Genomic DNA, 23,429 nt, shown 5'->3' on the forward strand with positions numbered 1-23,429 from the left:
CCCGGACCCCGCGGGGGCTGTCCGCCCCTCGACCCGGACCAGGCACGGCCTGGACCGAGGGCGGAAGAACTGCGCGATGCGCAGTTCTTCCGACGGGCCAGTGGCAAGACCTTGGAGGTGCGTTTCGAGCTGAACCGTCAGCGCGGCTGTTTTGTTGGCAGGGACGTCGCCGGTCTGGCCCGTTCGATGAACTGCGCATCGCGCAGTTCATCGACCCCGAGTCCAGCGCTTGCGCTGGTTCGGGTCCAGGGGCGAACAGCCCCTGGTCGGGTCCGGGGTGAAACCCCGGCGCTACCTCAGAAGCTCAGATACGTCTGATCTTTGAGGCCGCGCTCGTAATCGGCGAGCAGGCGCATGCCTTCGGTGGGCTTCAAGAGATCCTGCTTGATTGCGCCGTCGACCTGGGCCTTCACCTTTGCGATGAGGCTCTGCGTGTCGTACTGCGTCATCGCGAGGACCTCGCGGATCTGGTTCCCTGCGATCGTCTCCTCGATGTAGTAGCCGCACTCCTCGTCGTCATCGAGGAAGACGTGCACCTCGTTCACCCGGCCGAACAGGTTGTGGATGTCGCCCATGATGTCCTGGTAGGCGCCGGTGAGGAAGATGCCGAGGTAGTACGGCTCGTCGCCGCGTAGTGCGTGGAGTGGCAGCGTCTCCTTCACGTCGGAGAGGTCGATGAACTTCGAGACCTTGCCCTCCGAGTCGCACGTGATGTCGACGAGCGTGCTCTCTGCTCCAGGCCGCTCGTGCAGCCGGTGGATCGGCACGACGGGGAAGAGCGCGCCGAGTGCCCAGTGATCGAGCAGCGACTGGAACACCGAGAAGTTGCAGATGTACTGGTCGGCGAGCTTGTTGCGCAGCTCGACGACGTCCTCGGGGATCTCCGCGGGGTCGAGCGCCATGATGAGCTTCTGCATGCGCTCGGCCGTCTCCCAGAACAGGGCCTCGACTCGCGCCTTCACGTCGAGGTTGAGCAGGCCGAGCTCGAACATCTTCTGCGACTCCTCCTTCACCTGGAGGATGTCGTGCCACGACTCGGCGAGGTTCTGGACGGAGAGGTTGTCGCGCGTGTCGAGCAGGTTCCGGATGAGCTTGTGCTCCTCCGTCTGGATGTCGATCGGCGCCTCTGGGGTCTTCTCGATCGAGCCGAACGCTTGCACCACGAGCACCGAGTGGTGCGCGACGATCGCGCGCCCCGATTCGCTCACGATGTTCGGGTGCGGCACCTTCTCGTCGTCGCAGATGTCCGCGATGTTGAAGACGATGTCGCGCGCGTACTCCTCGACGGAGTAGTTCATCGACGAGTGGAACGTCGAGCGTGAGCCGTCGTAGTCGATCGCGAGGCCGCCGCCGACGTCCATGTACTCGATGCGATGGCCCATCTTGCGGAGCTTGGCGTAGTGCCGCGCCGCCTCGCGCACTGCGCGCTTGATGACGAGGATGTCGGGGACCTGCGAGCCGATGTGGAAGTGCAGGAGCTTGAACGCCGAGCTCATGCCTGCCTCTGCGAGGATCCCGCAGGCTGCGAGGATCTCCGCCGTCGACAGGCCGAACTTCGCGTGCTCGCCGCCGCTCTCGGCCCACTTGCCGGCGCCTTGCGTCATGAGCCGGACGCGGAGGCCGAGCATCGGCTCCACGTTCATTTCCTTTGCAACACGAACGATCGTCCGCACCTCGGAGAGCTTCTCCGCGACGAGGATGACCTTCTTGCCGAGCTTGCGGCCGATCATCGCGGTGCGGATGAAGTTCTCGTCTTTGTAGCCGTTGCAGACGATGAGCGACTCGTTGTCGGTGTGGACGCTGAGCCCTGCGAAGAGCTCGGGCTTCGAGCCGACCTCGAGGCCGTAGTGGTAGGTCCGGCCTGCCTCGAGGATCTCCTCCACGACCTCCTTGAGCTGGTTCACCTTGATCGGGAACACGCCGCGGTAGGTGCCGCGGAACTTGAGGTCGGAGATCGCGCGGTTGAACGCCTCGTTCAGCGTTCGCACGCGGTGGTGCAAGAGATCTTGGAAGCGGATCAGGAGCGGGGTGCGCAGGCCCTGATCACGCGCCTCTTCGACGACGTCGATGAGGGCGATCTTGCGACCTCGATCCTGGAGGGGCGCCGCCGTGATGTTCCCTGTGGGGGTCACGTCGAAGTAGCCGCGGCCCCAGCGGTCGATCATGTAAAGGGCCTTCGCGTCGTCGGTGCTCCACGCGTCGGTGTCGGTGTCGTGATGGCTGCTGGTCAACGTCTTCGTCTCCCTTGGGACCCGAGGGCCATGGCCCTTGCGCGACGTGTACGGGGCAGAGCTCCCTCGCAGCGCGCGAGGGAGCCAGGGGCGGCTTTGAACGTGAAATGCTGTGCGACGGACGTCGGTCTTCCGGTACGTCCGTGCTGCGGCTCAATACGCCAGGAAGGCCGAACCTTCAAGGGTAGGGTGTGGTGCCGAGAGGACGGGACAGACGGACGGGAGGAGGAGGCAGGAGAGGAGCCGGCTCAGGCCTTGGTGGCGGCGGCGGCCTTGGCGCGCTTCGAGGCGGCCTTGTACTGGTCGTACAGGCGCGGGACCGGGTAGGCCTCGAGGCGCGTGCGGTAGCCCGCGTCCTTCGACCGGTTCTCGGCCGTCAGGATGGCGTCGATGAGCTTGGCCCGGGTGCCGAACTTCTCCTTGACCTCGGAGAAGGTGGCGTGGAGGCGCAGGAGCTTGGCGTTCGAGACGTGATCGAGGCCCTTGTCGCCGCCGCGGTCCGCGTTCGTACGGCCGACCCAGAGGTCCTCCGTCATGAAGCCCTTGACCGCCTCGACGAGCTTGGCCTTGTCGCCGAACTTCTCCTTGACGATCGTGAGCGGTGCCTTGCGTGCCATGTCTTTCCTCCGGTGTTGCGCGAGATCACTCGCACGGTGATGGGGTAAGGGGCGCCATGTAGCAGACAGGTCGGGGGGAGCGCAAGAGAGGGCCGGGAGGGCGACCCGGGCACACGGTTTTGCCTGGGCTCGCCGGGCCTCGAAAGGCCGAGCCCGAGGGGCGAGTCTGGCAGGAAAAACCTTCGGGTGCGCGCGCGACGCTTGCGGGCGGTGCGTGGCCTCGCCACGTAGCCCCCCGAGGGCGTGGCGCCCTCCAGGGGACGAAAGGAAGAGCGGACATGGACGAGAAGATCATCCAGTGTCTGAACGAGCTCATCGCGCTCGATCTCGCGTGCGCAGCGGCCTACGAGGTCGCGCGCGGGGTCTGCAAGGACGAGGAGATCCAGGGGAAGTTCGCCGAGTTCCGCGAGGACCATCTGCGGCATGTGGCCGAGCTCGGCGAGCACGTGCGGCGCGCGGGCGTCGAGCCGCCGAGCGCGCTCGATACGAAGGGCGTGATCATCCAGGGCTTCACCACGCTCGCCTCGCAGGAGGATCGGACGGCGGTGCTCGCGATGCGCGGCAACGAGGAGCTTTCGAACAACGCGTACGCGTCGGCGCTGCAAGCGGGGGTGCCGGAGGAGCTGCGCTCGCTCATCGCGGCGAACTTCGAGGACGAACGGCGGCACATGAGCTGGATCCGCGGCGCCGTCTTGCTCCGCGGATGGGACGTCGAGCAGCCGGAGCTCCGCGAGCTCTCGGCTGAAGCTCGAGGGACCCGTCGGGCTGCCTGAGCGCCCCGCGCGAAGGCGCGTCGCGTGCCTTCGGTGATACGCTCCCACCCATGCCTGCGGTGTTCACGGCGAGGCCCGCCACGGCCGTCGATTACGACGTGTACGTGCGCCTGTTTCCCGAGCTCGGGACCGACGATCCCACGCTTCCGCGCGAGGTATGGGCCGCGGAGCTCATGCCCCACACGATGATCCTCGAGCAGGGGAGCGATATCGCGGGCTACGCGTACGTGGTGATCCTGAAGGAGACGGGATACGTGCGCCACGTGGTCGTCGCGCCCGAGGCGCGCGGAAAAGGGGCGGGGCGCGCGCTGATGCGGGCGAGCGCCGAGCGTTTCCGCGCGGCAGGCTGCGCGCGCTGGTGCCTCAACGTGAAGGTCGAGAACACCGTGGCGATCGCGCTGTATTCGTCGGTCGGCATGGCGAAGGTCTACGAGTCGACGCCGATGCGGCTCGGCTGGGACGTGCTCGCGCGCCTGCCCGGCGGGGAAGATGGGATCACGGCGCGGAGGATCGAGCCGCGCGAGGACGCGGCGCTGGAGGCGGCGTTTGGCATGCCCATCGGTTCGATCACGAACTGTCGCGCGCGAGCCGGGTGGGTGCTGCTCCGGCTCGTCGACGCGGCGCGGCCGGAGGAGGCGCGGGTGGGGTTTGCCTGCTTCAACCCGTCGTTTCCGGGGTCGTTCCCGTTCCGCGTGGCGAGGCCGACGCTCGTTCGGCCGCTGCTCGACGCCATCCGGCCTCACGCGCGGCCGGAGGACACGTTCACGCAGGTCGTCGTGGAGAACGATCCCGCGACGAAACGCGCGCTCGTCGAGGCGGGCGCGTCGGTGCGGATGGAGATCATGAACATGGAAGGGCCGATCCCCGAGCGGGTTTGACGGGACGGACCTTTTTGGGGGTCAGTTCGCGGCTTTCCCGGCGAGCAGGTCCGCGGCCATCTGGCGGATGCGGGGCTCGGGGTCGCTCGTGGAGAGCTTGCGCAGGATGGGCTCGGCGGCGGCGCGATCGAGCGAGGCCATCGAGAGGGCCGCGGCCTCGCGCACGAGGGCATACGAGTCCTCCTGCGCGATCGTGGTGAGCGTGTCGAAGGCGACCCGCCCGCCCGTGCCCGCGCCGAGGCGGCCGAGCGCTTCGGCGGCGCGCACGCGGAGCGGCCAGCTCGGCGCCTCGCGGCCGAGGCGCGCGACGGCGGCGATGGTGGCCGGGTGCTTGACCCTGCCGAGCGCGGCGAGCGCGGCGCGCCGCACGCTCTCCTCGGGATCGGAGAGCGCGTCGATCACGGCGTCCTGCGCCTCTTTTTCGGGCCTGCGCGCGAGGAGCTCGACCGCGCGCGTGCGGACCTCGAGCGCCGGATGGCGAACGAGCGCGACGAACGCAGGGACGACGGCCGCGGCGATGCGCTCGATCGCGGCGGAGCTCGCGCGGGCCGACTCGGGATCGAGTTTGTCGTCGGGGCCGAGCAGGGGCGCGAGCGAGAGCTCCACGTCGCTCGCGAGGAGCGCGTCGGCCACGACGCGGGCGCGATCGGGCGAGGTCGAGGCTGCGGCTACGGCCGCGCGTTCGAGCGAGGGCGCGAGCGCGACGAGGGCGCGGGCGCGGGAACCCGCGAGCCGCGCCGCGTCCGGGCCGAGGCCCGAGAGGATGTCCTTCATGGAGAGCGGGCCATCGGGCACCGGCAGCGCTTCGCCCGTGCGGGAGAAGTTTTTCGTGGCGAGCGCGGTCGCGGCGGCGACGGCGGTGCGGCGCATCGACTCATCGGTCGCGAACAGGCTCGACGCGAGGGCGTTCTCGGCCGAGGCGCTCTGCGCGGCGTCGCCCTTCGGCGCGAGGCGCGCGAGGGCGACGAGGGACGCCTGCCGGAGGACCGGCTCGTTCGCGTCGGCGAGCGCGACGAGCATGTGGAGGTTTTCACTCTGGGAGGCGCCGAGCTCGGCGAGCGCGTGCACGGCGGCGGCGCGCGCGGTGGCGCCGGCCTCGGGCGCGCGGGCGAGGGCCACGAGCGCCGGGGTGTACTTCTTGTCGTGCGTGAGCCCGAGGCCGAGGGCCGCGACGCCGCGCACCTCCGGCGAGGTCGAGCCGAGAAGTTTGACCAGCAAAGGTTCCGCCTTCTTGTCGCCCATGCGCGCCACGCCCCAGGCCGCGGCGACGGCGATGGAGTCGCTCGGCAGGAGCGCCGCGCCCGTGTCCTTCGGCGCGAGCATCTGCTCGTAGCGCGGCAGGATCGACGGATCCCTGAGGGCGCCGCAGGCGATCATGGCCCGCACGCGCAGGCTCTTGTCGGCCTGGCCCGTGGCGTAGTTGTAGAGGGCCGGCCCCGCGCTCTTGTTCTCGACGTACGCGAGGACCTCGATCGCGATCTTCTGCTGCGACTCCTTGTCGTCGGCGAGCGCGTCGAGCAGCGGCTTGATCGCGCGTGCGCCGATCTTCGCGAGCTCGGCGCGGGCCGCCTTCGCCGCGGGTGACGTGCCGCCCTCGTGGCGCACCTTCTGCACGAGCGGCAGCGTCATCGCGCCGTAGAGCTCGACGAGCAGGCGCCTGTAGATCGCCTTCTGCGGGTTGCCGACGGCGACGGGCAAGAGCTCGCGTTCGAGGGATTCGAGCGAGTTCTTGCCGAGGTTGATCTGCATGCTCATGCGCGCCGCGCGCGAGACCAGCTCCTCGTCGGGGGAGGAGCGCACGACGCGGCGGAAGAGGCGATCGGCCTCGTCGACCTGGCCGCTCGAGAGGAGCAGCTCGGCGAGGTCGAAGTAGACCGGGAAGAGCCGATCGTTCCTCTGGATGGCCTGCCGGTACTCCGCGATCGCGTGCGTGAAATCCTGCCGCCGGCGGTACATGTCGCCGAGCTTCTGATGGCCGTTCGCGTCCTCGGGCGAGAGCTCGACGGCGCGCGCGGCGTACTTGATGGAGTCGTCGTCGCGATAGAGCTCGGCCGCGTACTGAGCCATGCGCTGGTAGAACTCGCGGGCGCGCTTGGGGTTCACCTCGACGAGTTTTTCGAGGACACCGATCGCGCCGAGCAGGTTCTGTTCGAGCACCAAGATTCGTTCGAGCGCGAGCAGGCTCTCCTCGTCGCCGGGCGCGAGCTCGGTGACCTTGCGCAGCGTGGCCTCGGCGTCCGCGAGGCGATGCAGGCGGCGCTGCACCTCGGCGAGGAGCCTGCCGGCTTCGAGGTCGGGCGGGGTGCCGTTGAAGCGCGCGGTGAGTGCCGGGACGCGGCTCGGGAGTTCGTGCGCGAGCGACCACAAGCTCACGATGTGCGTGCGCGCCTCGCGCGCGAGCAGCTTGTCGTTTTGCGCCCCGGCGAGCAGCTCCTCCCAGATCACGCGCGCCTCGGCGTAACGCTGCGCGGCGTTGCCGAGTGACGCGGCCGTGCGCTCGATCGCGACGGCGAGGTTTTTCTTGTACCGGACGTTGGTCGGCTCGAGCTGAACGGCCTCGCGCAGGGCGTTCAGCGCTTCGAGCGGCATGTCGTGGTCGAGGTAGACCTCGCCGAGGATCGAGTTGGCCCGCGCGCGGTTCGGCACGACCTGCTTGATGCGCGCCCACGTCTCCAGGGCCTTTTTCTTGTCGCCGGCCTGGTAGTAGCGATCGCCGAGGTCGACGATGTACGTGTGATCGGCGCCGCCCGAGGCCGCGAGCTTCTGCAGGACCTTGAGGGCCTTGTCCTTCTCCTCGACGCGCTCGTAGAAGTCGGCGACGGCGGCCAGGATCTCGGGCTCGCTGCCGGCGCGCGCTTCGAGCTCCGTGAGGAGCTTCAGCGCCTTCGGGCGATCGCCGCGCTGGATGAGCGTCTCGCAGAGCTCGAAGACGAAGTCGGGATTGCCCGGCGCGGCCTTGATGAGCGCCTCGTATTCCTTGATGGCCGCGTCGAGCTCGCCCGCGGTTTGGAGCAGGTGCACGAGCTTCAGCCGCACGTCGATCGCGCGGCTGTCGATGCCGAGCACCTTGCGGTACGTGGCGATCGCCTTGTCGACGTCGCCCGTCTCTTCGTAGAGGCCGCCCAGCGTGGCGAGGCGCTGCGCGTCCTGCGCCTTCTCGGCTTCGAGGATCGGGATGAGCTCGGCGAGCTTGCCTTCGGCGCGGAAGGCGTCGGTCATGATGACCAGGATTTCGGCGCGCACGCCGGCCGCGCCGCCCGCGACCGCGAGCGCGCGCTTGAGCACGCTGAGCGCCTCCTCGGTCTTCTTTTGCCGCGCGAGGACCTGGCCGAGATCCCGGAGCGCAGGCGCGAGGGCGCGGTTGTCGCCGGCGGCGGCCTTCACGAGCTCGCGGAACTCGACCTCGGCGCGATCGTAGAGCGCCCGCGCGAGCAGCTCCCGGCCGAGCTCGGCCTTCACGAAGAGCGAGCCCTGCGCGGCCTTCACGAGCGCGTCGTGGTGCTTCTTCGCGGCCTCGAAGTCCTTCAGATCGAGGCAAAGCCCGAGGAGCGTGCGCGTCGTCTGCTCCATGTCCGGGCCGGGCTTGAGCAGGGCGAGGGCTTTTTCGTAGCTCGTGCGGGCGGCGGATTTGTCGCCGCGCTCGGCCTGGAGCTGCGCGAGGGCGAGGATGGCTTGCGGATCGTTCGGCTTCTCCGCGATCGCGGCCTCGTACGTCTTGACCGCGTCGTCGGGGCGACCGTCGAGCTTGTAGATGCCGGCGAGCGCGACCTTCGAGGCCCAGGCGTCGGCGCCCGGCGTGGCGGCGCGTTTTTCGAACTCCTCGACGAGCTTCTTGATGTTGCCGTCGCGCTCCCGATAGAGCTGCGAGAGCCGCTGGAGCGGGAAGGGCGCGCTCGGCTGCGAGATGACGATCGCCGTGTACCGCGCGATGAGCGCGTCGCTCCCCGGTCCCTTGCCCGCCTGCTCGCCGTCGCCCTGGGGCTGCTTCGGCTGTTTCGGCTGCTTCGGCTGGGCCGGGCCGGGCTGCGGGTTCTTGGGTGGCTTCTTGCGGTTGCGCCCGGACGGGTCGAAGTCCGCGGCCTCGGCGCTGGGCGGCGCGACGACGGCCAGGGCGAAGGGCAAGCCGAGGAGCAAGCAGCCGGCGAGGACGTGGGAGCGCACGAGCGGGAGGGTATCACGCGGAGGCGCGTCGAGCCTGCCCGCGGAGGGGAGCGGGAGCGGTGGGCTGTCAGTTTTTGCGGTGTTTGTTCGCGCTCGCCCGAGGCTTGATGATCTCACCGAGCAGGTCGGGTCGCGAGGCGTCGCGTTCCAGGTGCGGATATTTCTCCCCCTCGGTGTAGTTCACGAAATACGTCCTGTAAAACCCTGCATTTTCCACCAGCAGCTCGATGGGCTTCCGTGTCTTCTTGGCGGTCCGCAGGGCGCTTCGGAGCTCGTCGGCGGACCACTGCCGTTCATTCACCGCGATCAGCTTCATGCCGGGCGCAAGGCCGGCCAGCTCCGCGGGCATACCGTGGATGGCGTCCAGGATCGTCCCGTCCTGGTTGCGCGTGCGGACCCTCAACCCGATCGAATACCTGAAGTCTGCGACCCGTAGATACTCCCTGTCGTTGGCCTCCGCGAACTCGTTGGGTTTGTCGGTATAGGTCAGCTTCCACCCGCTCGATTCGATGCCCCCGAGGGGAGCGCGCGGCGCCGTGGAGCTCAATCGAGCGGCGAAGAAACCCTTCCAGTCGTAGGGAGCCACTGCATGGAGGGCGGCGACCAGGTCGTCGAAGGTGTAGGGCTTCAGCTCAGGGACGCCCTCGCTTCCGCCGAAAAAGAGGCGGATGAAGTCGTCGAGCGACCGCCGGTTCCGGGTCTGGCGGCGGATGATCCCGTCGGCTTCGAGCCAGATCAGCACGCCCTCCTCGTAGAAATCGGTGCTCCGCCGCCAGGATCTCCATTCCTGCGGCCCTTTGTAGAGGACCTGTGCCGAGATCGCCGTGTCTTCCAGGGGTCGCCACCTGCGTCCTGGGCGGGCGCGATCCAGCGTGGCGGCGGTGCTCGCAAGATCCTCCCGAAACTCCTCGGGCGTGTAGAGGCCGCTGCGGGCCGTGAGCACATTCCCCAGGTGTTCCGTGAGCCCTTCGTACACCCACAGCAGCTCTCCCTTCATCGGCTGCTGGAAATCGGGCGTCACCAGGCCGGCGGGGCGACGGTATTTGCCATTCCAGGAATGCACGAACTCGTGCGAGAGCACGTAGCCCGTCAACTGCCGCAAGCCGTCGGTGCGGAGGGAACGCTCCGGAAGCCGGTTGTCACTGGACTCATGGTGCTCGAGCCCGAGGAAACCACCCACGTGATCACTGAGCGTCACCAGGAAACGGTATCTGCGATAGGGATGGGCGCCGAAGAGGGCATGGGCCTCGGCGACCAGTCGTCCACAGTTTTCGACCATCTGCGCCGGCATTTCCAGCGCCGGCTCGGAATCGCCGGCCATGTCGATCTGGTGAGACGGCAGGCCCGAAACGCTGAGCGGGATTGTCCGAAAATGAGCCCCGCTGAGGACCGGGGAGTCCACCAGTGTCGTCAGAGAGACAGGAGCAAACGCGATGGTCTCCCCGCTCTGCTTTGCCACCGGTAGCGCGGTGCCGAACTTCCACCCGGCGGGTAGGCGCAACGTGGCGGCATAAGTCAGCTCGCCGGGCGCGCGGCCCTTGGGAGAGAGCAATACCTGGTTCCAGTTCAAGACAGCCACTTGCGCGCTGGCCGTCGAGCCCGCGTCCGCTTGGCTGGGTGAGAGGTAGTCGAGCTCGACCTCGAGGGCATTCGCTCCGGCAGGCGCCTCCAGATGGAAGGCATACATGTCCACGTCGTCGCGTCTCCAGGCGAGCGTCTTGCCCGCGGCGGTGAACTTCAGCCCAACGAGGTTCACGATCGGGCCGGTCGGGCTGTGCTCGCCGGGGATCCACTTGGGATAGACCAGCGTCAGAGGCCCCGGCGTCGCGGGGATCACGAGCCGGGCATGAAAGATTCGGCGAGGCGCTTCGCTCAGGTCCACGCTCAGGCGAATCGTCTGCGCCGCCGCGCTCCTGGCGCCGATCGAAACCAACGCCACCGCGACCCAACTCACCCAGGTTCTGGTCATGGAACCATTTCGCATGGATGCCCCCCCGAAAGGCTTCCTCCACGGTGCCCCACGAGAATGGTAGGGGGCTCGTCCGTGGTCGTCAAATGGGGCTCGAGGCGGAAGGGGCAGCGAAGGCGAGCAACGAGGGGGAAAGCGGAGCCGCGTCGAGAAACGCGCCGGCGCAGGACAACCGCAAAAAAGGATTGGCAGGTTCGCGGCCCCTTCGCCGGGCCACCCGGAGCAGATCCAGAAAGGTGTACTCGCAGGAGTCCTTGCCGGTCGCTCTCCGAGGCGCGTCAGCGCGCGGATCTCATTCGTATCCGGAGAGGCGCCAGTGCCCTTGCTCGAAGCGGAAGCGCATCGTCCGGCGCTCGCCCGAGCCGAGATCCATGCCGACGCGCACGAAGCCGCGATCCTCGTAATCACGCACGTCCTTCTCGACGACGCGCGAGCAGGGATCACCGTTGATGCCTTTTTGCCGCTTCAGGTCGACGTAGAGGTACGCGAACGTGAGCCCGCGCAGGTGCTCCATCACGTCGCCTTTTTTCACGGCGGACACGAGCTCGCCGAAGGCCTCCTCGTTGACCTTGGGCTTGCCCGGGACAATCTCGCCCGTCTCCTCGTTGCGCTGCGGAGGCTCGTTCTCGATGTACCGGAGCTCCCAGGTGGGCACGCCGCGCTCGGCGACGAGGCGATCCGAGACGAGCGAGACCGTGGAGATCGGGGGCTCGCCGCCGATGCTGAGCTCGTCCGTGAGCTCCTTGCACGAGGTCTGGATCTGCTTGATCGTCGCCTGGACGTCCGTCTTCGGCGGGACCTTGAAGGCACGCTCGAGCACGCCCTTCACCGTGGCGGCGGGGACGGCGCTGTAGAGGTTGTCGTTCGAGCGCATCGTCAGGGTGTTGATGCCGATGACCTCGAGCGAGTCCTTGCGGAAGAGCGGGCCGCCGCTGTTGCCCGGGTCGATCGCGGCCGTGTGCTGCAAAAACGAGGACTTGTGGCCGCGCACCGTGACCGAGAAATCGGCGTTCGAGATGGTGCCGCTCGTGAGCCGGTACGATTGCTGCTCGCCGACGCGCGGATACCCCGAGGCCTGGACGGCCTCGTCATTCTTCACGCCGCCGTCGGCGAGCGTGGCCACCGCAATGGCGCTCGTCGCCAGGCTATCGGGCACCTTCACCACGGCGACGTCGTATTTGTCGTCCGTATAGAGGACCTCGCAATCGTTGAGCGAGGTGTGCTCGTCGAGCACGATCGTGACCTTCGGCGCGCTGTCGACGACGTGCCGGTTCGTGATCAAGACGAGGCCCTTGCCGTCCGGCGTTTTGAGGAAAAAACCGCTGCCGGTCGAGGTCCAGCCCACGCCGACGGTGCCCATGGCGTCCGGGAGGCGCGAGCGTTTCACCGTGTCGACGAACGCCGTCTTCACGTCCTCGGGCAGCTCGGCCTTGACGCGTACGGTGGCCTTGCGCTGCATCTCGGGCACGTTGACCTTGGCCGCGGGCGCCTGGGGTTCCTTCGTCTCCGGAAGAGGCGCCCCGCCTCCGCAGCCCATCAAGAACAGAACCAATCCAAACGCGAGCCTGGGAGCCATCGGCACATTCCTCGTGAGGGTGGATGGAAATCGCGAAGCTCGATCAGACACGACTCCGAGGACGTTGGCAAGCCGTGCCACGAATCAGCGGCGGAACGTGGACAGGGCCGCGAGGAGCGCAAAGCCGAGCGTCACGAGCGTGATCACGAGCGCGACGCGGAGCGCCGGATGGCTGTCGCGTGCAGTCGCGACGATACGGCGTTGGTCCTCGGACGGAATGGGCGCGCCGGCTTCGTCGCTCGCTTCGGCCGAGACGGCCGCGGCGAGGTTTGCGTCGAGGTCACGTTGTGATCGACGCGTGCGTACGAGGATCAAGAGGACCTCCGCGAGGGCCGCGACGGCGAGGAGGAAGACGGCCGCGCGCCGCGCCGAGGAGGCTCTCGCGTGTTCACGTGCTTCGGCCGCGGCGGAGCCATCGAGCAAGGGCTCGAGGCGGGGCGCGGAGGCGGATAGGGATCGAGGCCCGAGGGGCCAGGCGATCGTGGCGTCGCCGCGCTCGTCGGGATCGCCGGAGAGGATGATCTGCGCGGGTCCTTCCGGATGCGTGAGGTCGAGGTGGCCGCGGAAAAAACCGGCGTCGTCGCGGGTGACGGGGACGACCGCGCCGAGGATGCGGCCCGCGTCGGTGACGATGGAGGCGTAGACGCGATCCCGCGGGGCGGGCGAGACGAACGTGAGGCCGGCGTGGAGATCGGGGTCGAGCCAGATCGCGCCCGGCCGCACGGGCAAGAGGCCCTCCCAGCGGCCTTCGTTTCCGCGGTAATCGCGGGCGACGAGGATGAGCTCGACGAGGTGCGCGAGGGGCGTGACGGTGAACGTCGCCGGACCCCGTTCGCGCAAGGCCACGTGTCCCGGCTCGATCGTGGCGCCGGACGCCCACGCCTCGATCGTGATTGCGGGAGCGCGACCGGGCAGGAGCGTGAGGTCCTCGGGCTGGCGCACGCGGACCTCGACGGCCTCGGGGAAAGGTGAGGCGAGCTGGCCTCGCGGCACGACCACCGAGATACGCAAATCCCCCGTCGCCACGCCTTGCACCGGCGGCCTGCCGGGCCGCGGGGGTTCTGCGGGCCGCAAGGGCACGGTCCCCTCGGCGAGGACCGTTTTTCCCTGGAGAACCCGGACATCGAGCGGGCCCGTGAGCGGCGCGTTTTTCTCGACCGAGACTTCGCCCACGCCGTCCGGGCCGAGCGAGACCTCCCGGGCCGCGAGGCGTGCCCCGGCGTCCGTCACCTCGACGGTCACGCCTTCGAGCGCGGCGACGTCGTCCACGCCGAACAGCCGCCGCGCGCCCTCCAGGCGGAGCGCGATCGTCCGGCCGCCGGCCACGGGGACGCCGCGCACCCGTACGAAGGGCGCGGGATTCGGTGAACCCGGGCCGAAGAGCACGAGGGCCGTGACGGTCACCGAGGCCGCGGGGACGACGTAGGTGGCCAGGCGACCGAGCATGCGAAGGGAGTTTACCGCGGCTCGTTTGCGTTCGGGCAGCGCATCCGATAGAGCAAGCGCGAGGGACGATGGGAGAGGCAAAGACGAAGAAGGGCGCAAAGAAGGCGCCTTCGCAGGACGAGGTCGTGCTGAAGCTCCGCTCGGATCCGCGCACGGAGAAGCGGTTCGAGCCGAAGAGCTCGCCGTCGGCGATCCTGTCGGTGCTGGCCTTCTCGGTGGCGGCCGTGCTCGTCGGCGCCGGGACGTACGGGCAATGGATGCGCGACGAGGCGCTCGGGCCGCACAAGGCGGCGCCGTACCTGCTCGCCGCCGGCGCCGCCGTGCTGCTCGTGACGGCGCTGTTCGGGCCGCGGCCGGCGTTGCCGATCCGCGTGGGCGACGCGGGCGTCGGGGTCGAGAAGGGCACGAACGAGATCGAGCGGATCGCGTGGCATGCGGTGCGCCGGATCGTGCTCGGCGATCGGTCGCTGACGGTGGAGGGGGAGGGGACGTCGATCGTGATCTCCCTGGCGGCGCTGCCGGAGGCGGCGGGCAAGGTGCTGCGCGAGGCGCGCGAGCGGATCCCGGCGAAGATGGAGGACGTCAAGGCGGGGGCGCTGGAGAACGCGACGGAGGGGGCGGCCGAGACGCTGCCGCTCGAGCCGGCGCAGGTCGCGGGGCTCAAGTGCAAGGCGAGCGGCAAGCTCATCGCGTTCGAGCGCGACGCACGGCTCTGCGGTCGGTGCGGCGAGGTCTACCACAAGGACTCCGTGCCGAAGCGCTGCGCGACGTGTGACGCGCGGCTCAAGTAGTCCGTCCACGGACATCAGGCCTCGGTTAACCTCGGGGCCATGTCGACTTCGCACCTCGAATCTCCGCGCAAGATCCTCGATCTCGGCTCGGGCACCACGGCGTCTGCGTGGCTCGGGAGTACGGGCCTCGTCGCGTTTTTGACGTCGAGGCCGGCTCGTATCGCGGTCGCGCCCGTGACGGCGACGAGCGGAGAGGCGATCGATCTCCCTCGCATCACCGCGCAAGAAGTGGCGCTGCTCTCGAAGGACGTGGCGCTCGTTCGCGACAAGGAAGGAACGGTCTGGTCCGTGCCGCTCGCCGACCCATACCGGGTGCGCGAGGTCGTGCGGGACATGCGGACGCTCTTGCCGCGTCCTTCGGGGGAAGGCGCGCTCGCGATCAGCGACGAGGGCAAGGTGCTTTCGCTATCGCTCGGTCGTGGCGAGGTCGGCGCGCGGCCCGTGGAGGTGCCGGGGCGCATGCGCGCGGGGGATGCGGGGGACGGCGTGACGTATCTCTTGGCCGAGGGCGAGCAAGGCGGGCAGCTCCGCGTGTATCCGGGCACGGCGCCGGAGCGCGGGCCGAGCGCGCGTGTGACGCTGCCGGTGGAGGCGGCGGAGCTCGATCAGGTGCGCGGCGGCCGCGTGTATTGCTTGGTGTTCAAGCGCGGCGGGACGGGGCTCTGCGTGGTGACGCGGGACGGGGCGCGCGCGGAGGCTTCGTTCGTCACGCTGGAGGCGCCGATCGCGGATGCGGTGGTGACGGATGCGAGCGTGGTCGTGGCGTTCGCGAATGGGAAGATCGCGCTGTACGGCGCGGCGTCGCTGGCGGCGCCGGGCGAGGGGCCGAGGGCGCCGGTGAGCACGACGGCGGCGGGTGGAAAGGGGCGGCCGCGTGTGCTTTTGGCGACGACGACGAAGGGGGCGACGTCGATCTGGATCGGGACGGCCGAGGGTGAGGTGATGCGGGCGGCGGTCGTCGAGGTGGCTGCGGCGCCGGAGCCGCCGGCCGCGGAGCCTTTGGCGCTGTTGGTGCAAGGGCCGTCGAAGGAGGAGGTCGAGGCGCTTCGGAAGGAGGTCGAAGCGCTGCGGGGGGCGCTCGATGCGCGGGCTTCCGAACTTGCCAGCGTGAAAGGGGAGCTTGACGCGCGGGTTGGTGACCTGGCCAGTGTGAGAGGGGAGCTCGACGCGCGGGCTTCCGAACTTGCCAGCGTGAAGGCTGAGCTAGGCGAGCGGGCTTCCGAACTTGCCAGCGTGCGAGGGGAGCTGGACGCGCGGGTGGGTGAACTGGCCAGCGTGAAGGCTGAGCTAGGCGAGCGGGTTGGTGAACTGGCCAGCGTGAAAGGGGAGCTGGACGCGCGGATTTCTGAACTTGCCAGCGTGAAGCGTGAGCTAGGCGAGCGGGTTTCTGAACTCGCCAGCGTGCAGCGTGAGCTCGATGCATCCAGGCGGGATCTCGCGCGTTCCCTGGAGGATCTCCGCGAGGAGCGTGCGAAGTTCGAGCGCAGCCTGGGCAAGCGGATCGACGGCCTCCTGCCGGAGCGCGTGCGTAGCGGCGTCGACTTCGTCGTGTCGCTCGTCGAGAACCGCCGCCGCTAGTTCCCTCTTGCATCGACCGCATCGCGGTTGATGCACCCGTGGGGCTTGCCCTGCAAAGGGGGGGTGGACAGCTACAAACAAAATTTCCCCGCGACGACTGCGCGAAGCGCAGTCGTCGCCCACGCGTCCAGGGCTTGCCCTGGTCCGGGTCCAGGGGTGGACAACCCCTGGTCGGGCCCGGGGTGAAACCCCGGCGCTACGCTCCGCTCAGAGCCCGAAGCGCCCTGCGTTGTCCCGCAAAAACGCGAGGTAGACGTCGGCGCACTGGTGCGACGGGACCTCGCCGCTGTCGACGGCTGCTTCCAGTGCCTTCTTCAGCTCGCCGATCTTGCGTGACGGCGGCAGACTGAAGGCGCGCATGATCTCGTCGCCGATGCCGCTCGGGAGTGGCGGGACGACGGCGTCGAGCTTCTGGATTTGCTCCACGCGGTCGGCGAGATCGCTGATCTGGCGCAGGCCTTTCTTCTTTTTTTCGGGGCGCTTCGTGGTGATGTCTGCGCGTGACAGGTCGAGCAGGTCCTGGAGCTGATCGCCCATCTCCTTTGCGAACCTTCGCACGGCGCTGTCCGTCCACGAGGGCTCGTACTGGCTTGCTCGCAGGTGGTGCAGGATCAGGAAACGCACGGAGCTCTTCAGCGCGGGCTCGGGGTTGAAGAGCGGGATGCGGCGATCCAGCCGGTCGAACATGCGCGCGCCTACCTCGGCGTGGCCGAAGAAGTGCACCTCTCCCGAGGGCGAGATCGTCCGGGTTTTGACCTTGCCGATGTCGTGGAGGAGCGCTGCCCATCGGACTTCGAGCCGCGGTACGGCTTGCCGAACCACTTGCTTCGTGTGTTTCCAGACGTCCTTGTGACGCCACTCGCCGTCGCCGAAGCCGACCATCGCTTTGACCTCGGGGAGCATCGCGGCGAGTGCGCCGCATTCGAGGAGCGCGTCGAGACCGTCTTCGGCGTCGCGCGACATGATGATGCGGTCGATGGTGCGGCGGACGTCGGGGAGGTAGAGCGACGAGGCGGCGCGGAAGTCTTCGCTGTCTGCGACGGGGTGCGTGGGCGCGGCGCCTGGCTCGGGGGGCGGCGGGGGTGTGCCTCGTTCGGCGCGTTCGACGGCCCAGGCGAGCGCCGTCATGGCGCGTTGCGGATCGGGGGTCTTCGCCTTCGTCTCTTCCTGCACGCGCAATCTCGGGGAAAATGGGGGAGGGAAGGGGGTAGCGCGGCGCGCCTTGCCTGTCGAGCGCGCGCGTCACCGGCCCGGGCGGAGCACCGTGGTCACGCGGAACGACCCGCCGAGTTGCGGTTTCGCGTCGGGCCTGCTCGGGCGCGCGATACCCACGAGCATGCCTGGATGCAGGCCGAGCGGAAGCTCCGCGACGTCTCGCACGAGCGTGCGCAGGAGCGCGATCACCATCGGGTGGTGGCCGACGAGCAGCGCGTCTGCGTCGGCTTCGGCGAGCTCGTGCAGGAGCGAGAGCGGCGGCGACTCGTCTGGTTCGAGCTCGGGGAAGGTCTCGATCGGGATCGACGCGGCGCCGAGCACGCCGGCCATGAGCTCTGCGGTGTGGTGCGCGCGCAGGTAGGTGCTCGTCACGATGCGGCCGAGCGTGGGCCCGTGCTGGGATCGCAGCGTCTTGCCGATTTCCTCGACGCCGAGGATGCCTTCGGAGGTGAGGGGGCGATCGCGGTCGCGCCCTGACGGCGAGCTGTCGGCCGCGAGGCCGTGGCGCATCACGTAGAGGTTCATGGTGACGAGAGGGAGCCTGCCACGAGGAAGGCCCCCTCGGGGATGGCTCAGTTGGTCTTTGCGGGCGCGCGGCGGCCTTCGGCGGGGGCGGCGTCCCCCTTCTTGCCGGCCGGGGCGGACGCGGCGTCGGCGGGCTTGCCGGGGCGCTGGATGCCGTGCTTGGCGAGCACGAGCGTCTCGATGCGCTCGAGCACGTCGGGGTGCTGCTCCAGGTAGGTGCGGGCGTTCTCGCGGCCCTGGCCGATGCGCTCGCCCTGGAAGGAGAACCAGGCGCCGCTCTTTTCGACGATGTTCGCCTCTGTCGCGAGGTCGATCACGTCGCCGGCGTGGCTGATGCCCTGGCCGTAGAGGATGTCGAACTCCACCTCGCGGAAGGGCGGCGCCATCTTGTTCTTCACGATCTTCACGCGCGTCCGGTTGCCGACCACGGCGGGCTCCTTGCCGCTCGCGGCCGCCTCCTTGATCTTGCCGATCGCGCGGATGTCCATGCGGACCGAGGAGTAGAACTTGAGGGCGTTGCCGCCGCTCGTCGTCTCGGGGTTGCCGAACATCACGCCGATCTTCAGGCGGATCTGGTTGATGAAGATGAGCAGGCAGTTCGAGCGGGCCACGGTGCCGGTGAGCTTGCGGAGCGCCTGGCTCATGAGGCGGGCCTGGAGGCCGACGTGGCTGTCGCCCATGTCGCCTTCGATTTCGGCCTTGGGCACGAGGGCGGCGACGGAGTCGACCACGATGATGTCGACGGCGTTCGAGCGGACGAGCATGTCCGCGATCTCGAGGGCCTGCTCGCCGTAGTCGGGCTGCGAGATGAGCAGCTCGTCCGTCTTCACGCCGAGCTTCTTCGCGTAGTTCACGTCGAGCGCGTGCTCGGCGTCGATGAAGGCGGCGACGCCGCCGGAGCGCTGGATCTGGGAGATCGCGTGCAGGGTGAGCGTGGTCTTGCCGGAGGACTCCGGGCCGTAGATCTCGATGATGCGGCCGCGGGGGTAGCCGCCGATGCCGAGGGCGATGTCGAGCGAGAGCGAGCCGCTGGAGACGGCGGCGACGTCGTCGTGCAGGCTCTGCCCCTCCTTGAGGCGCATGATCGCGCCCTTGCCGTATTCCTTCTCGACGCTCGCGATGGCGAGCTCCAGCGCGGCGAGCTTCTGCTTCGGGTTCTTCTCGTCACTCATGGCGACCTCGGGGGGCAGGGGGCAGTGAGGGTAATGGGTTGCGGCTGGGGGTTTGGGGGCGTAGCTAGGCTTGTCCTAGCGTAGCCCCCAAGCGTCAGAAAGCGCGCCACGAACCGTTCGTCTCGGCTGCGTATACTGTCCGGCTGTTCAGGAGGCAAGGCTGAACGGCGGGAGAGCGGACAGGTTATGTCCGATCCCAAATTTCCTTCAGAACAGGCCGATGGAGAAGTGGAAGGCGCCGATGTCCTCCCACTGGCGGCGGTTCAGGTTGAAGCCGTAGTCGAGCGCGACGGGGCCGATGGGGGTCGTGACGCGTAGGCCCGCGCCGAGGGCGTAGCGGAGGGTGAAGTCGATGGCCGTCGGCTCCTTCCAGAGGTTGCCCGTGTCGAGGAAGAAGCCGGCCTGGAAGAGGTCGGTGACCGGGACGCGCAGCTCGAGGCGCGGGTTGATCGAGAGGTCGCCGCCGCGGATCGGGACGTTCGCGAGGACGGCCGAGCGCGTGGTCTGGCCTTTCGCGATGAGGCCACGCGCGACGTCCTCGGGGACGAGGGCGTCGGCGAGGAAGGCGCGGATCGTGTCGACGCCGCCGAGGAAGAAGAGGCGGTCGGGGTAGGTGGAGCTGCCTTCCTTGAGCTGCAGGTTGTAGCCGGCCGCGAGGCTCATCGCGATGCTCGGGCCCTTCGAGCTGAGCTCGAAGTAGCCGGCGACGCGGCCGGACATGCGCAGGAAGTGGCTGTTGATCGTGGCCTCGCCCTCGTCGGTGGGCAGCGCGTTGACGTGCTCGACGCCGAGCGCGACGAGCGCGCCCTTGGTGGCGGCGAAGGCGCTGTTGCGGCCGTCCCACGCGAAGTTGACGCGCTCGGCGACGGCGAACGTGCTGCCGAAGGGGACGCGGAGCAGCGGGATGATCGGCGAGTCGATGGCCGTCTCGTTGAAGACGTCGACCTCGTTCACCTCCGCGGACGCGCCGAGGCGCATCGTGATCGTGCGGGTCGGGCGGTAGGCGAGCGTGGGCACGAGCGCTTGACGGCTGATGCCGAAGCCGCGCTGGTTGTCGCGGACGTCGATGCCGTCGACCGAGAGGCTCACGAGCGGGCCGAGGCCGATCTCGGGGAAGGTGATCGACGCGGTGTTCCGTCGTTCGAGCTGCTGGCCGACGCTGAGCTTCTTCTCGTAGTCGGCGCGGACGCCCGGATCGAGGACGATGAAGTCGAAGAGGTAGGAGAGCTGCACGCGCAGGGTGAGCGCGATGGCGAGGCCCGCGATGTTCTTGTGGCCGTACTCGACGGCGAAGCGGAGGCCCTCGCCCGTGGAGAAGCCGACGCGCGGATCGAGGTACTGCGGGACCTGTTCGGTGACCGTGACGAGCACGCGCTTCTGCTTCTGCGGGACCTCGGGATCTTCGAGGCCCACCGAGACGCTGGAGAACGCGCCGAGCGAGCCGATGCGCTCCTCGCTGCGCCGCGCGTCGCGCTCGACGAATGGTTTGCCTTCTTCGAGGGCGACGCGGCGCAGGATGAGCGCCTCGCTCGTGCGGAGCGCGCCGCGCACGACGAAGCCGCCGACGATGACCTGATCACGCTCGGTGATCGCGAACCGAGCCCGCGCCCGCGTGCGGTCGGGCGAGGGCTCGATCGAGGCCTTCACTTCGGCGAACGCGTAGCCACGATCGCGGTAGGCCTCGACGATGCGGAGGCGCGCGGCTTCGAGCTCGATCGTCGAGAGCGGCTTGCCGAGCTCGAGGCGGCTCGTCTCGAAGAGCGCCTGCTCCGAGAGCGTGCGGCTGCCCTCGAAGGCGACATCGTGCAGCAAGGTCTGCGGGCCGAGGTGCATCGGGATGCGCAGCGCGATCTCGCGCGAGCACTCGACGTGCTTCACGGGATCGGGGCGGCACACGAGCGTCTGCGGGGGATCGGGCTCGGGCAACGGGAGGCCGAGGGCGTCCTTCGCGCAGAGGGCCTCGCTCGGCTCGCGTGGCTCGGGGATGCAGCGGCCCGCGGGGGAGCGCGCGCTGCACGTCGCGCGCTCGACCTGCACGGGACCGACGACGGCGTTCAGGTAGCCCTTGCTGTAGGCGGGATCCTTCAGGTGCTTGAGCGCGCGCTCGTAGGTCTCGGGCGCGTACGTCTCGGCCGGGTTCAGATCGAGCGGCCTCGCGACGGCACGTGGCCCGCGGCCACCGAAGAGCGCCGAGACCGCGTTCGGATCCTTCAGCGAAAAACCTTTGTCGCCGGGCAGATCCTCCACGAGGAAGCTGTCGATCTCGCCGCGCACCTGCTCGGCGTTCCACGTCTTCGGCAAGCACGGGAAGATGCGCTGGACGACGCGCACCTGATCACCCTCGTCGATCCTGAGCACGAGGTGGTGGACCGGATCCTTCGGGCCGCCGCGCTCCTCGGCGACGACGCTCGCGTCAAGGAAGCCGCGCTGGACGTAGAAGCGGGTGAGCCTCTCGACGAGCTCCTGCGTCTTCTGCTCGAAACCCTTCTTGGGCGCGATCGCCGCGGAGAGCTCGACCTCGTCGACGGAGCGGTTGCCCTCGAAGACCGGGACGACGCGTGGCCCGGGCGTGACGTAGACGAAGAGCTCGCTGCTCGACGCCGAGAGCCGCACCGCGTGTTTGACGTCGGCGCGGTAGAAGCCGTTCTCCCGCAACGCCTCGGCGAGCTCCCGATCGGCCTCCTCGAGCAGCGGCTCGTCGATACGCGCGCCGACCCCGAACCGGTAGCGCTCTTCGAGGCCGTTCACCTCGCGCTCCATGCCGGGCGTGATCACGAAGTTGCGGCGCGTCACGGTGCGCGGCGCGCCCGCGTCGATGTCGATGCGCAAGACGACGCGGTTGGGATCGTCGGTGTCCGAGACGTCGGACATGACGTTCGCCTGCGGATAGCCGTGATCCGCGTAGTACCGGCGGATCCGCTGCCCCATCTCCGTCAGCATGGGCGCCGTGATCTCGCCGCCTTCGCGCACGTGCGCCGCGTCGAGCGTCGCCGCGCGATCCAGCGTCGCACCCGAGAGGCGGATCGAGGCCACGATGCGCCGAGGTAGCACGTGCACCCGCAGGACCACGCCATCTCCCTCGGCGATCACCTCCACCGTCACACGCGCGAACTGCCCCGTCTCCGTGAGCTCGCGCATCACGGTTCGCGCAGCCGAGGGCTGAAACGGTTCGCCCACGCGGACCTTCGTGACGCGCGGCGACGAGCTCCAGCGCGAACCGACGGTCACGACGTCGACACGCTTGATCGGTTTGCCCACGAGCGCGCTCGTGTCCGGCGGCGGCGAGAGCTGCGGCGCGGCAAGCGCGGCCTGCGGCTCCTCGCCGGCAAGCGCAGCGCTCTCGCCGGGGCTCGTGCCCTGGTTTTTCGCGGTCTGGGCCCCTGCCGTTCCCGCGCCGAGCAGGCAGACGAGCGAGCATGCCGCGGCAAGGCAGCGGGCTCGTTGGGACCGGGAAAAACGCGGGATGGGCACGGGCCGAGGTAGATGGGGGCACGGAGGGGCTCGCGGCCCTTTGGAGACGCCCGTCCCGATGCTACCGTCCGCCCGAGTTGCTCGCCAAAAGGTACGGCATGGCTGATCCGACGATCCTGATAGGGGCGGTCGCATACGACCCGAAAGTCGTGACCATCTGGGAAGGCATGCGTGAGCACTTCCAGGAGCACGGCGTGTCCCTCGATTTCGCGCTTTTCTCCAGCTACGAGCGGCAGATCGAGGCCCTGCTCCACGGGCACGTCGACATCGCCTGGAACTCGGGTATCTCCCACGTGCGTGTGAAGCGGCGCACCGAAGGCAAGTCCATCGGCATCGCGATGCGCGACCGCGACCGCGACGTTTGCTCGAAGATCCTCATCCGGCGGGAAGTCGTCGTTCGTAAGCTCACCGATCTACACGGCAAGGTGCTGGCCGTGGGGACGCGGGACTCGGCGCAGTCACGGATCCTGCCGCTCTACTACCTGAAGCAGGCGGGCGTGGATCTGAACCAGGTGAAGATCCTCGCGTTCGACTCCGACGTCGGCAAACACGGCGACACAGGCGCGAGCGAGCTCGCCGTGCTCGCAGCCGTACACGAAGGTCGAGCCCACGCAGGCGCCGTCGGGAGCCTCGTCTTCCAGGCCGAGCAGGCAATGGGGCACGTCGATCCACGCATCGTCGACGTTCTCTGGACGACGCCAACCTTCGACCTGCGCATGTTCGACGCGATGCCCACACTCGCCGCCGACAAGGTCGAAGCATTCAAGCGCATCCTGTCAGAGATGGCCTACGCGAACCCAAAGCACCGCAAGCTGCTCGACATGGAAGGGCTGCGCCGCTGGATCCCCGGTCGCGAGCAGAGCTACGCACCCGTGCGCGCCGCACTCGACGATCTGCCCGGCTTCGGCTGAGCGGGAGCGGGGCGTTGCCCCGCACCCCAGCAGGGGGCTGTCCGCCCCCTGCACCCCGGACCAGGCACGGCCTGGACCGAAGGCCGAGAAACCGCGCGATGCGCGGTTTCTCGGA

General features: G+C 68.8%; 15 protein-coding genes. 5 read left to right on the forward strand and 10 right to left on the reverse strand.

The window, feature by feature from the left end:
• Positions 1–296: 296 nt before the first annotated feature.
• Together speA and QHF84_RS43535 are read right to left on the reverse strand one after the other, a co-directional pair.
• On the reverse strand, positions 297–2,231 hold the full coding sequence (gene speA, locus QHF84_RS43530) for a biosynthetic arginine decarboxylase (RefSeq protein WP_281319501.1): 1,935 nt from the start codon (positions 2,229–2,231) through the stop codon (positions 297–299).
• A 248-nt stretch (positions 2,232–2,479) separates the two neighbouring features.
• Positions 2,480–2,848 carry a hypothetical protein gene (locus QHF84_RS43535; RefSeq protein WP_281319502.1) on the reverse strand — a complete coding sequence of 123 codons (369 nt, stop codon included), beginning with the start codon at positions 2,846–2,848 and terminating at the stop codon, positions 2,480–2,482.
• 278 nt (positions 2,849–3,126) lie between these two features.
• Between QHF84_RS43535 and QHF84_RS43540 the strand changes: the two genes are divergently transcribed.
• Together QHF84_RS43540 and QHF84_RS43545 are read left to right on the forward strand one after the other, a co-directional pair.
• Positions 3,127–3,621 (forward strand): ferritin-like domain-containing protein, encoded by a 495-nt coding sequence (locus tag QHF84_RS43540; protein ID WP_281319503.1) that lies wholly within the window; start codon positions 3,127–3,129, stop codon positions 3,619–3,621.
• Positions 3,622–3,671: 50 nt separating this feature from the next.
• Complete coding sequence (locus tag QHF84_RS43545) at positions 3,672–4,499, forward strand: GNAT family N-acetyltransferase (RefSeq protein WP_281319504.1); 828 nt, start codon at positions 3,672–3,674, stop codon at positions 4,497–4,499.
• 21 nt (positions 4,500–4,520) lie between these two features.
• Here the strand turns inward: QHF84_RS43545 and QHF84_RS43550 are convergent, their stop codons facing one another.
• From QHF84_RS43550 to QHF84_RS43565, 4 genes are all read right to left on the reverse strand, one after another.
• On the reverse strand, positions 4,521–8,660 hold the full coding sequence (locus tag QHF84_RS43550) for a HEAT repeat domain-containing protein (RefSeq protein WP_281319505.1): 4,140 nt from the start codon (positions 8,658–8,660) through the stop codon (positions 4,521–4,523).
• Positions 8,661–8,727: 67 nt separating this feature from the next.
• A complete protein-coding gene (locus tag QHF84_RS43555) occupies positions 8,728–10,629 on the reverse strand; it encodes a hypothetical protein (RefSeq protein WP_281319506.1) in 1,902 nt (633 codons plus the stop codon).
• A 292-nt stretch (positions 10,630–10,921) separates the two neighbouring features.
• Positions 10,922–12,205, reverse strand: a complete 1,284-nt coding sequence (locus tag QHF84_RS43560; protein WP_281319507.1) for a serine protease — start codon at positions 12,203–12,205, stop codon at positions 10,922–10,924.
• Between the two features lie 84 nt (positions 12,206–12,289).
• Complete coding sequence (locus tag QHF84_RS43565; RefSeq protein WP_281319508.1) at positions 12,290–13,651, reverse strand: hypothetical protein; 1,362 nt, start codon at positions 13,649–13,651, stop codon at positions 12,290–12,292.
• A gap of 68 nt (positions 13,652–13,719) precedes the next feature.
• On the opposite strand from QHF84_RS43565, the gene QHF84_RS43570 reads away from it, so the two are divergent.
• Positions 13,720–14,442, forward strand: coding sequence for a hypothetical protein (locus tag QHF84_RS43570; protein ID WP_281319509.1), 723 nt, complete (start codon positions 13,720–13,722; stop codon positions 14,440–14,442).
• A 39-nt stretch (positions 14,443–14,481) separates the two neighbouring features.
• Positions 14,482–16,020 (forward strand): hypothetical protein, encoded by a 1,539-nt coding sequence (locus QHF84_RS43575; RefSeq protein ID WP_281319510.1) that lies wholly within the window; start codon positions 14,482–14,484, stop codon positions 16,018–16,020.
• 207 nt (positions 16,021–16,227) lie between these two features.
• On the opposite strand, the gene QHF84_RS43580 is transcribed toward QHF84_RS43575, so the two are convergent.
• From QHF84_RS43580 to QHF84_RS43595, 4 genes are all read right to left on the reverse strand, one after another.
• A complete protein-coding gene (locus tag QHF84_RS43580) occupies positions 16,228–17,193 on the reverse strand; it encodes an HD domain-containing protein (RefSeq protein ID WP_281319511.1) in 966 nt (321 codons plus the stop codon).
• Positions 17,194–17,262: 69 nt separating this feature from the next.
• Positions 17,263–17,760, reverse strand: a complete 498-nt coding sequence (locus QHF84_RS43585; RefSeq protein WP_281319512.1) for a histidine phosphatase family protein — start codon at positions 17,758–17,760, stop codon at positions 17,263–17,265.
• 47 nt (positions 17,761–17,807) lie between these two features.
• Positions 17,808–18,932, reverse strand: a complete 1,125-nt coding sequence (gene recA, locus QHF84_RS43590) for a recombinase RecA (RefSeq protein ID WP_281319513.1) — start codon at positions 18,930–18,932, stop codon at positions 17,808–17,810.
• Positions 18,933–19,139: 207 nt separating this feature from the next.
• Positions 19,140–22,403 (reverse strand): outer membrane protein assembly factor, encoded by a 3,264-nt coding sequence (locus QHF84_RS43595; RefSeq protein ID WP_281319514.1) that lies wholly within the window; start codon positions 22,401–22,403, stop codon positions 19,140–19,142.
• A gap of 98 nt (positions 22,404–22,501) precedes the next feature.
• Here QHF84_RS43595 and QHF84_RS43600 point away from each other — a divergent pair, with 98 nt between their 5' ends.
• Positions 22,502–23,314, forward strand: coding sequence for a PhnD/SsuA/transferrin family substrate-binding protein (locus tag QHF84_RS43600; protein ID WP_281319515.1), 813 nt, complete (start codon positions 22,502–22,504; stop codon positions 23,312–23,314).
• Positions 23,315–23,429: the final 115 nt, after the last annotated feature.

The sequence above is a fragment of the Polyangium sp. y55x31 genome (assembly GCF_029946505.1).
Lineage (GTDB): Bacteria > Myxococcota_A > Polyangia > Polyangiales > Polyangiaceae > Polyangium.

What these genes read in the sequence shown, in the direction of transcription:
- QHF84_RS43535 (WP_281319502.1), bottom strand. Translation starts at nt 2,848, where the DNA reads ATGGCACGCAAGGCACCGCTCACGATCGTCAAGGAGAAGTTCGGCGAC.
- QHF84_RS43540 (WP_281319503.1), top strand. Translation starts at nt 3,127, where the DNA reads ATGGACGAGAAGATCATCCAGTGTCTGAACGAGCTCATCGCGCTCGAT.
- QHF84_RS43545 (WP_281319504.1), top strand. Translation starts at nt 3,672, where the DNA reads ATGCCTGCGGTGTTCACGGCGAGGCCCGCCACGGCCGTCGATTACGAC.
- QHF84_RS43555 (WP_281319506.1), bottom strand. Translation starts at nt 10,629, where the DNA reads ATGACCAGAACCTGGGTGAGTTGGGTCGCGGTGGCGTTGGTTTCGATC.
- QHF84_RS43560 (WP_281319507.1), bottom strand. Translation starts at nt 12,205, where the DNA reads ATGGCTCCCAGGCTCGCGTTTGGATTGGTTCTGTTCTTGATGGGCTGC.
- QHF84_RS43565 (WP_281319508.1), bottom strand. Translation starts at nt 13,651, where the DNA reads ATGCTCGGTCGCCTGGCCACCTACGTCGTCCCCGCGGCCTCGGTGACC.
- QHF84_RS43570 (WP_281319509.1), top strand. Translation starts at nt 13,720, where the DNA reads ATGGGAGAGGCAAAGACGAAGAAGGGCGCAAAGAAGGCGCCTTCGCAG.
- QHF84_RS43575 (WP_281319510.1), top strand. Translation starts at nt 14,482, where the DNA reads ATGTCGACTTCGCACCTCGAATCTCCGCGCAAGATCCTCGATCTCGGC.
- QHF84_RS43585 (WP_281319512.1), bottom strand. Translation starts at nt 17,760, where the DNA reads ATGAACCTCTACGTGATGCGCCACGGCCTCGCGGCCGACAGCTCGCCG.
- recA (WP_281319513.1), bottom strand. Translation starts at nt 18,932, where the DNA reads ATGAGTGACGAGAAGAACCCGAAGCAGAAGCTCGCCGCGCTGGAGCTC.
- QHF84_RS43600 (WP_281319515.1), top strand. Translation starts at nt 22,502, where the DNA reads ATGGCTGATCCGACGATCCTGATAGGGGCGGTCGCATACGACCCGAAA.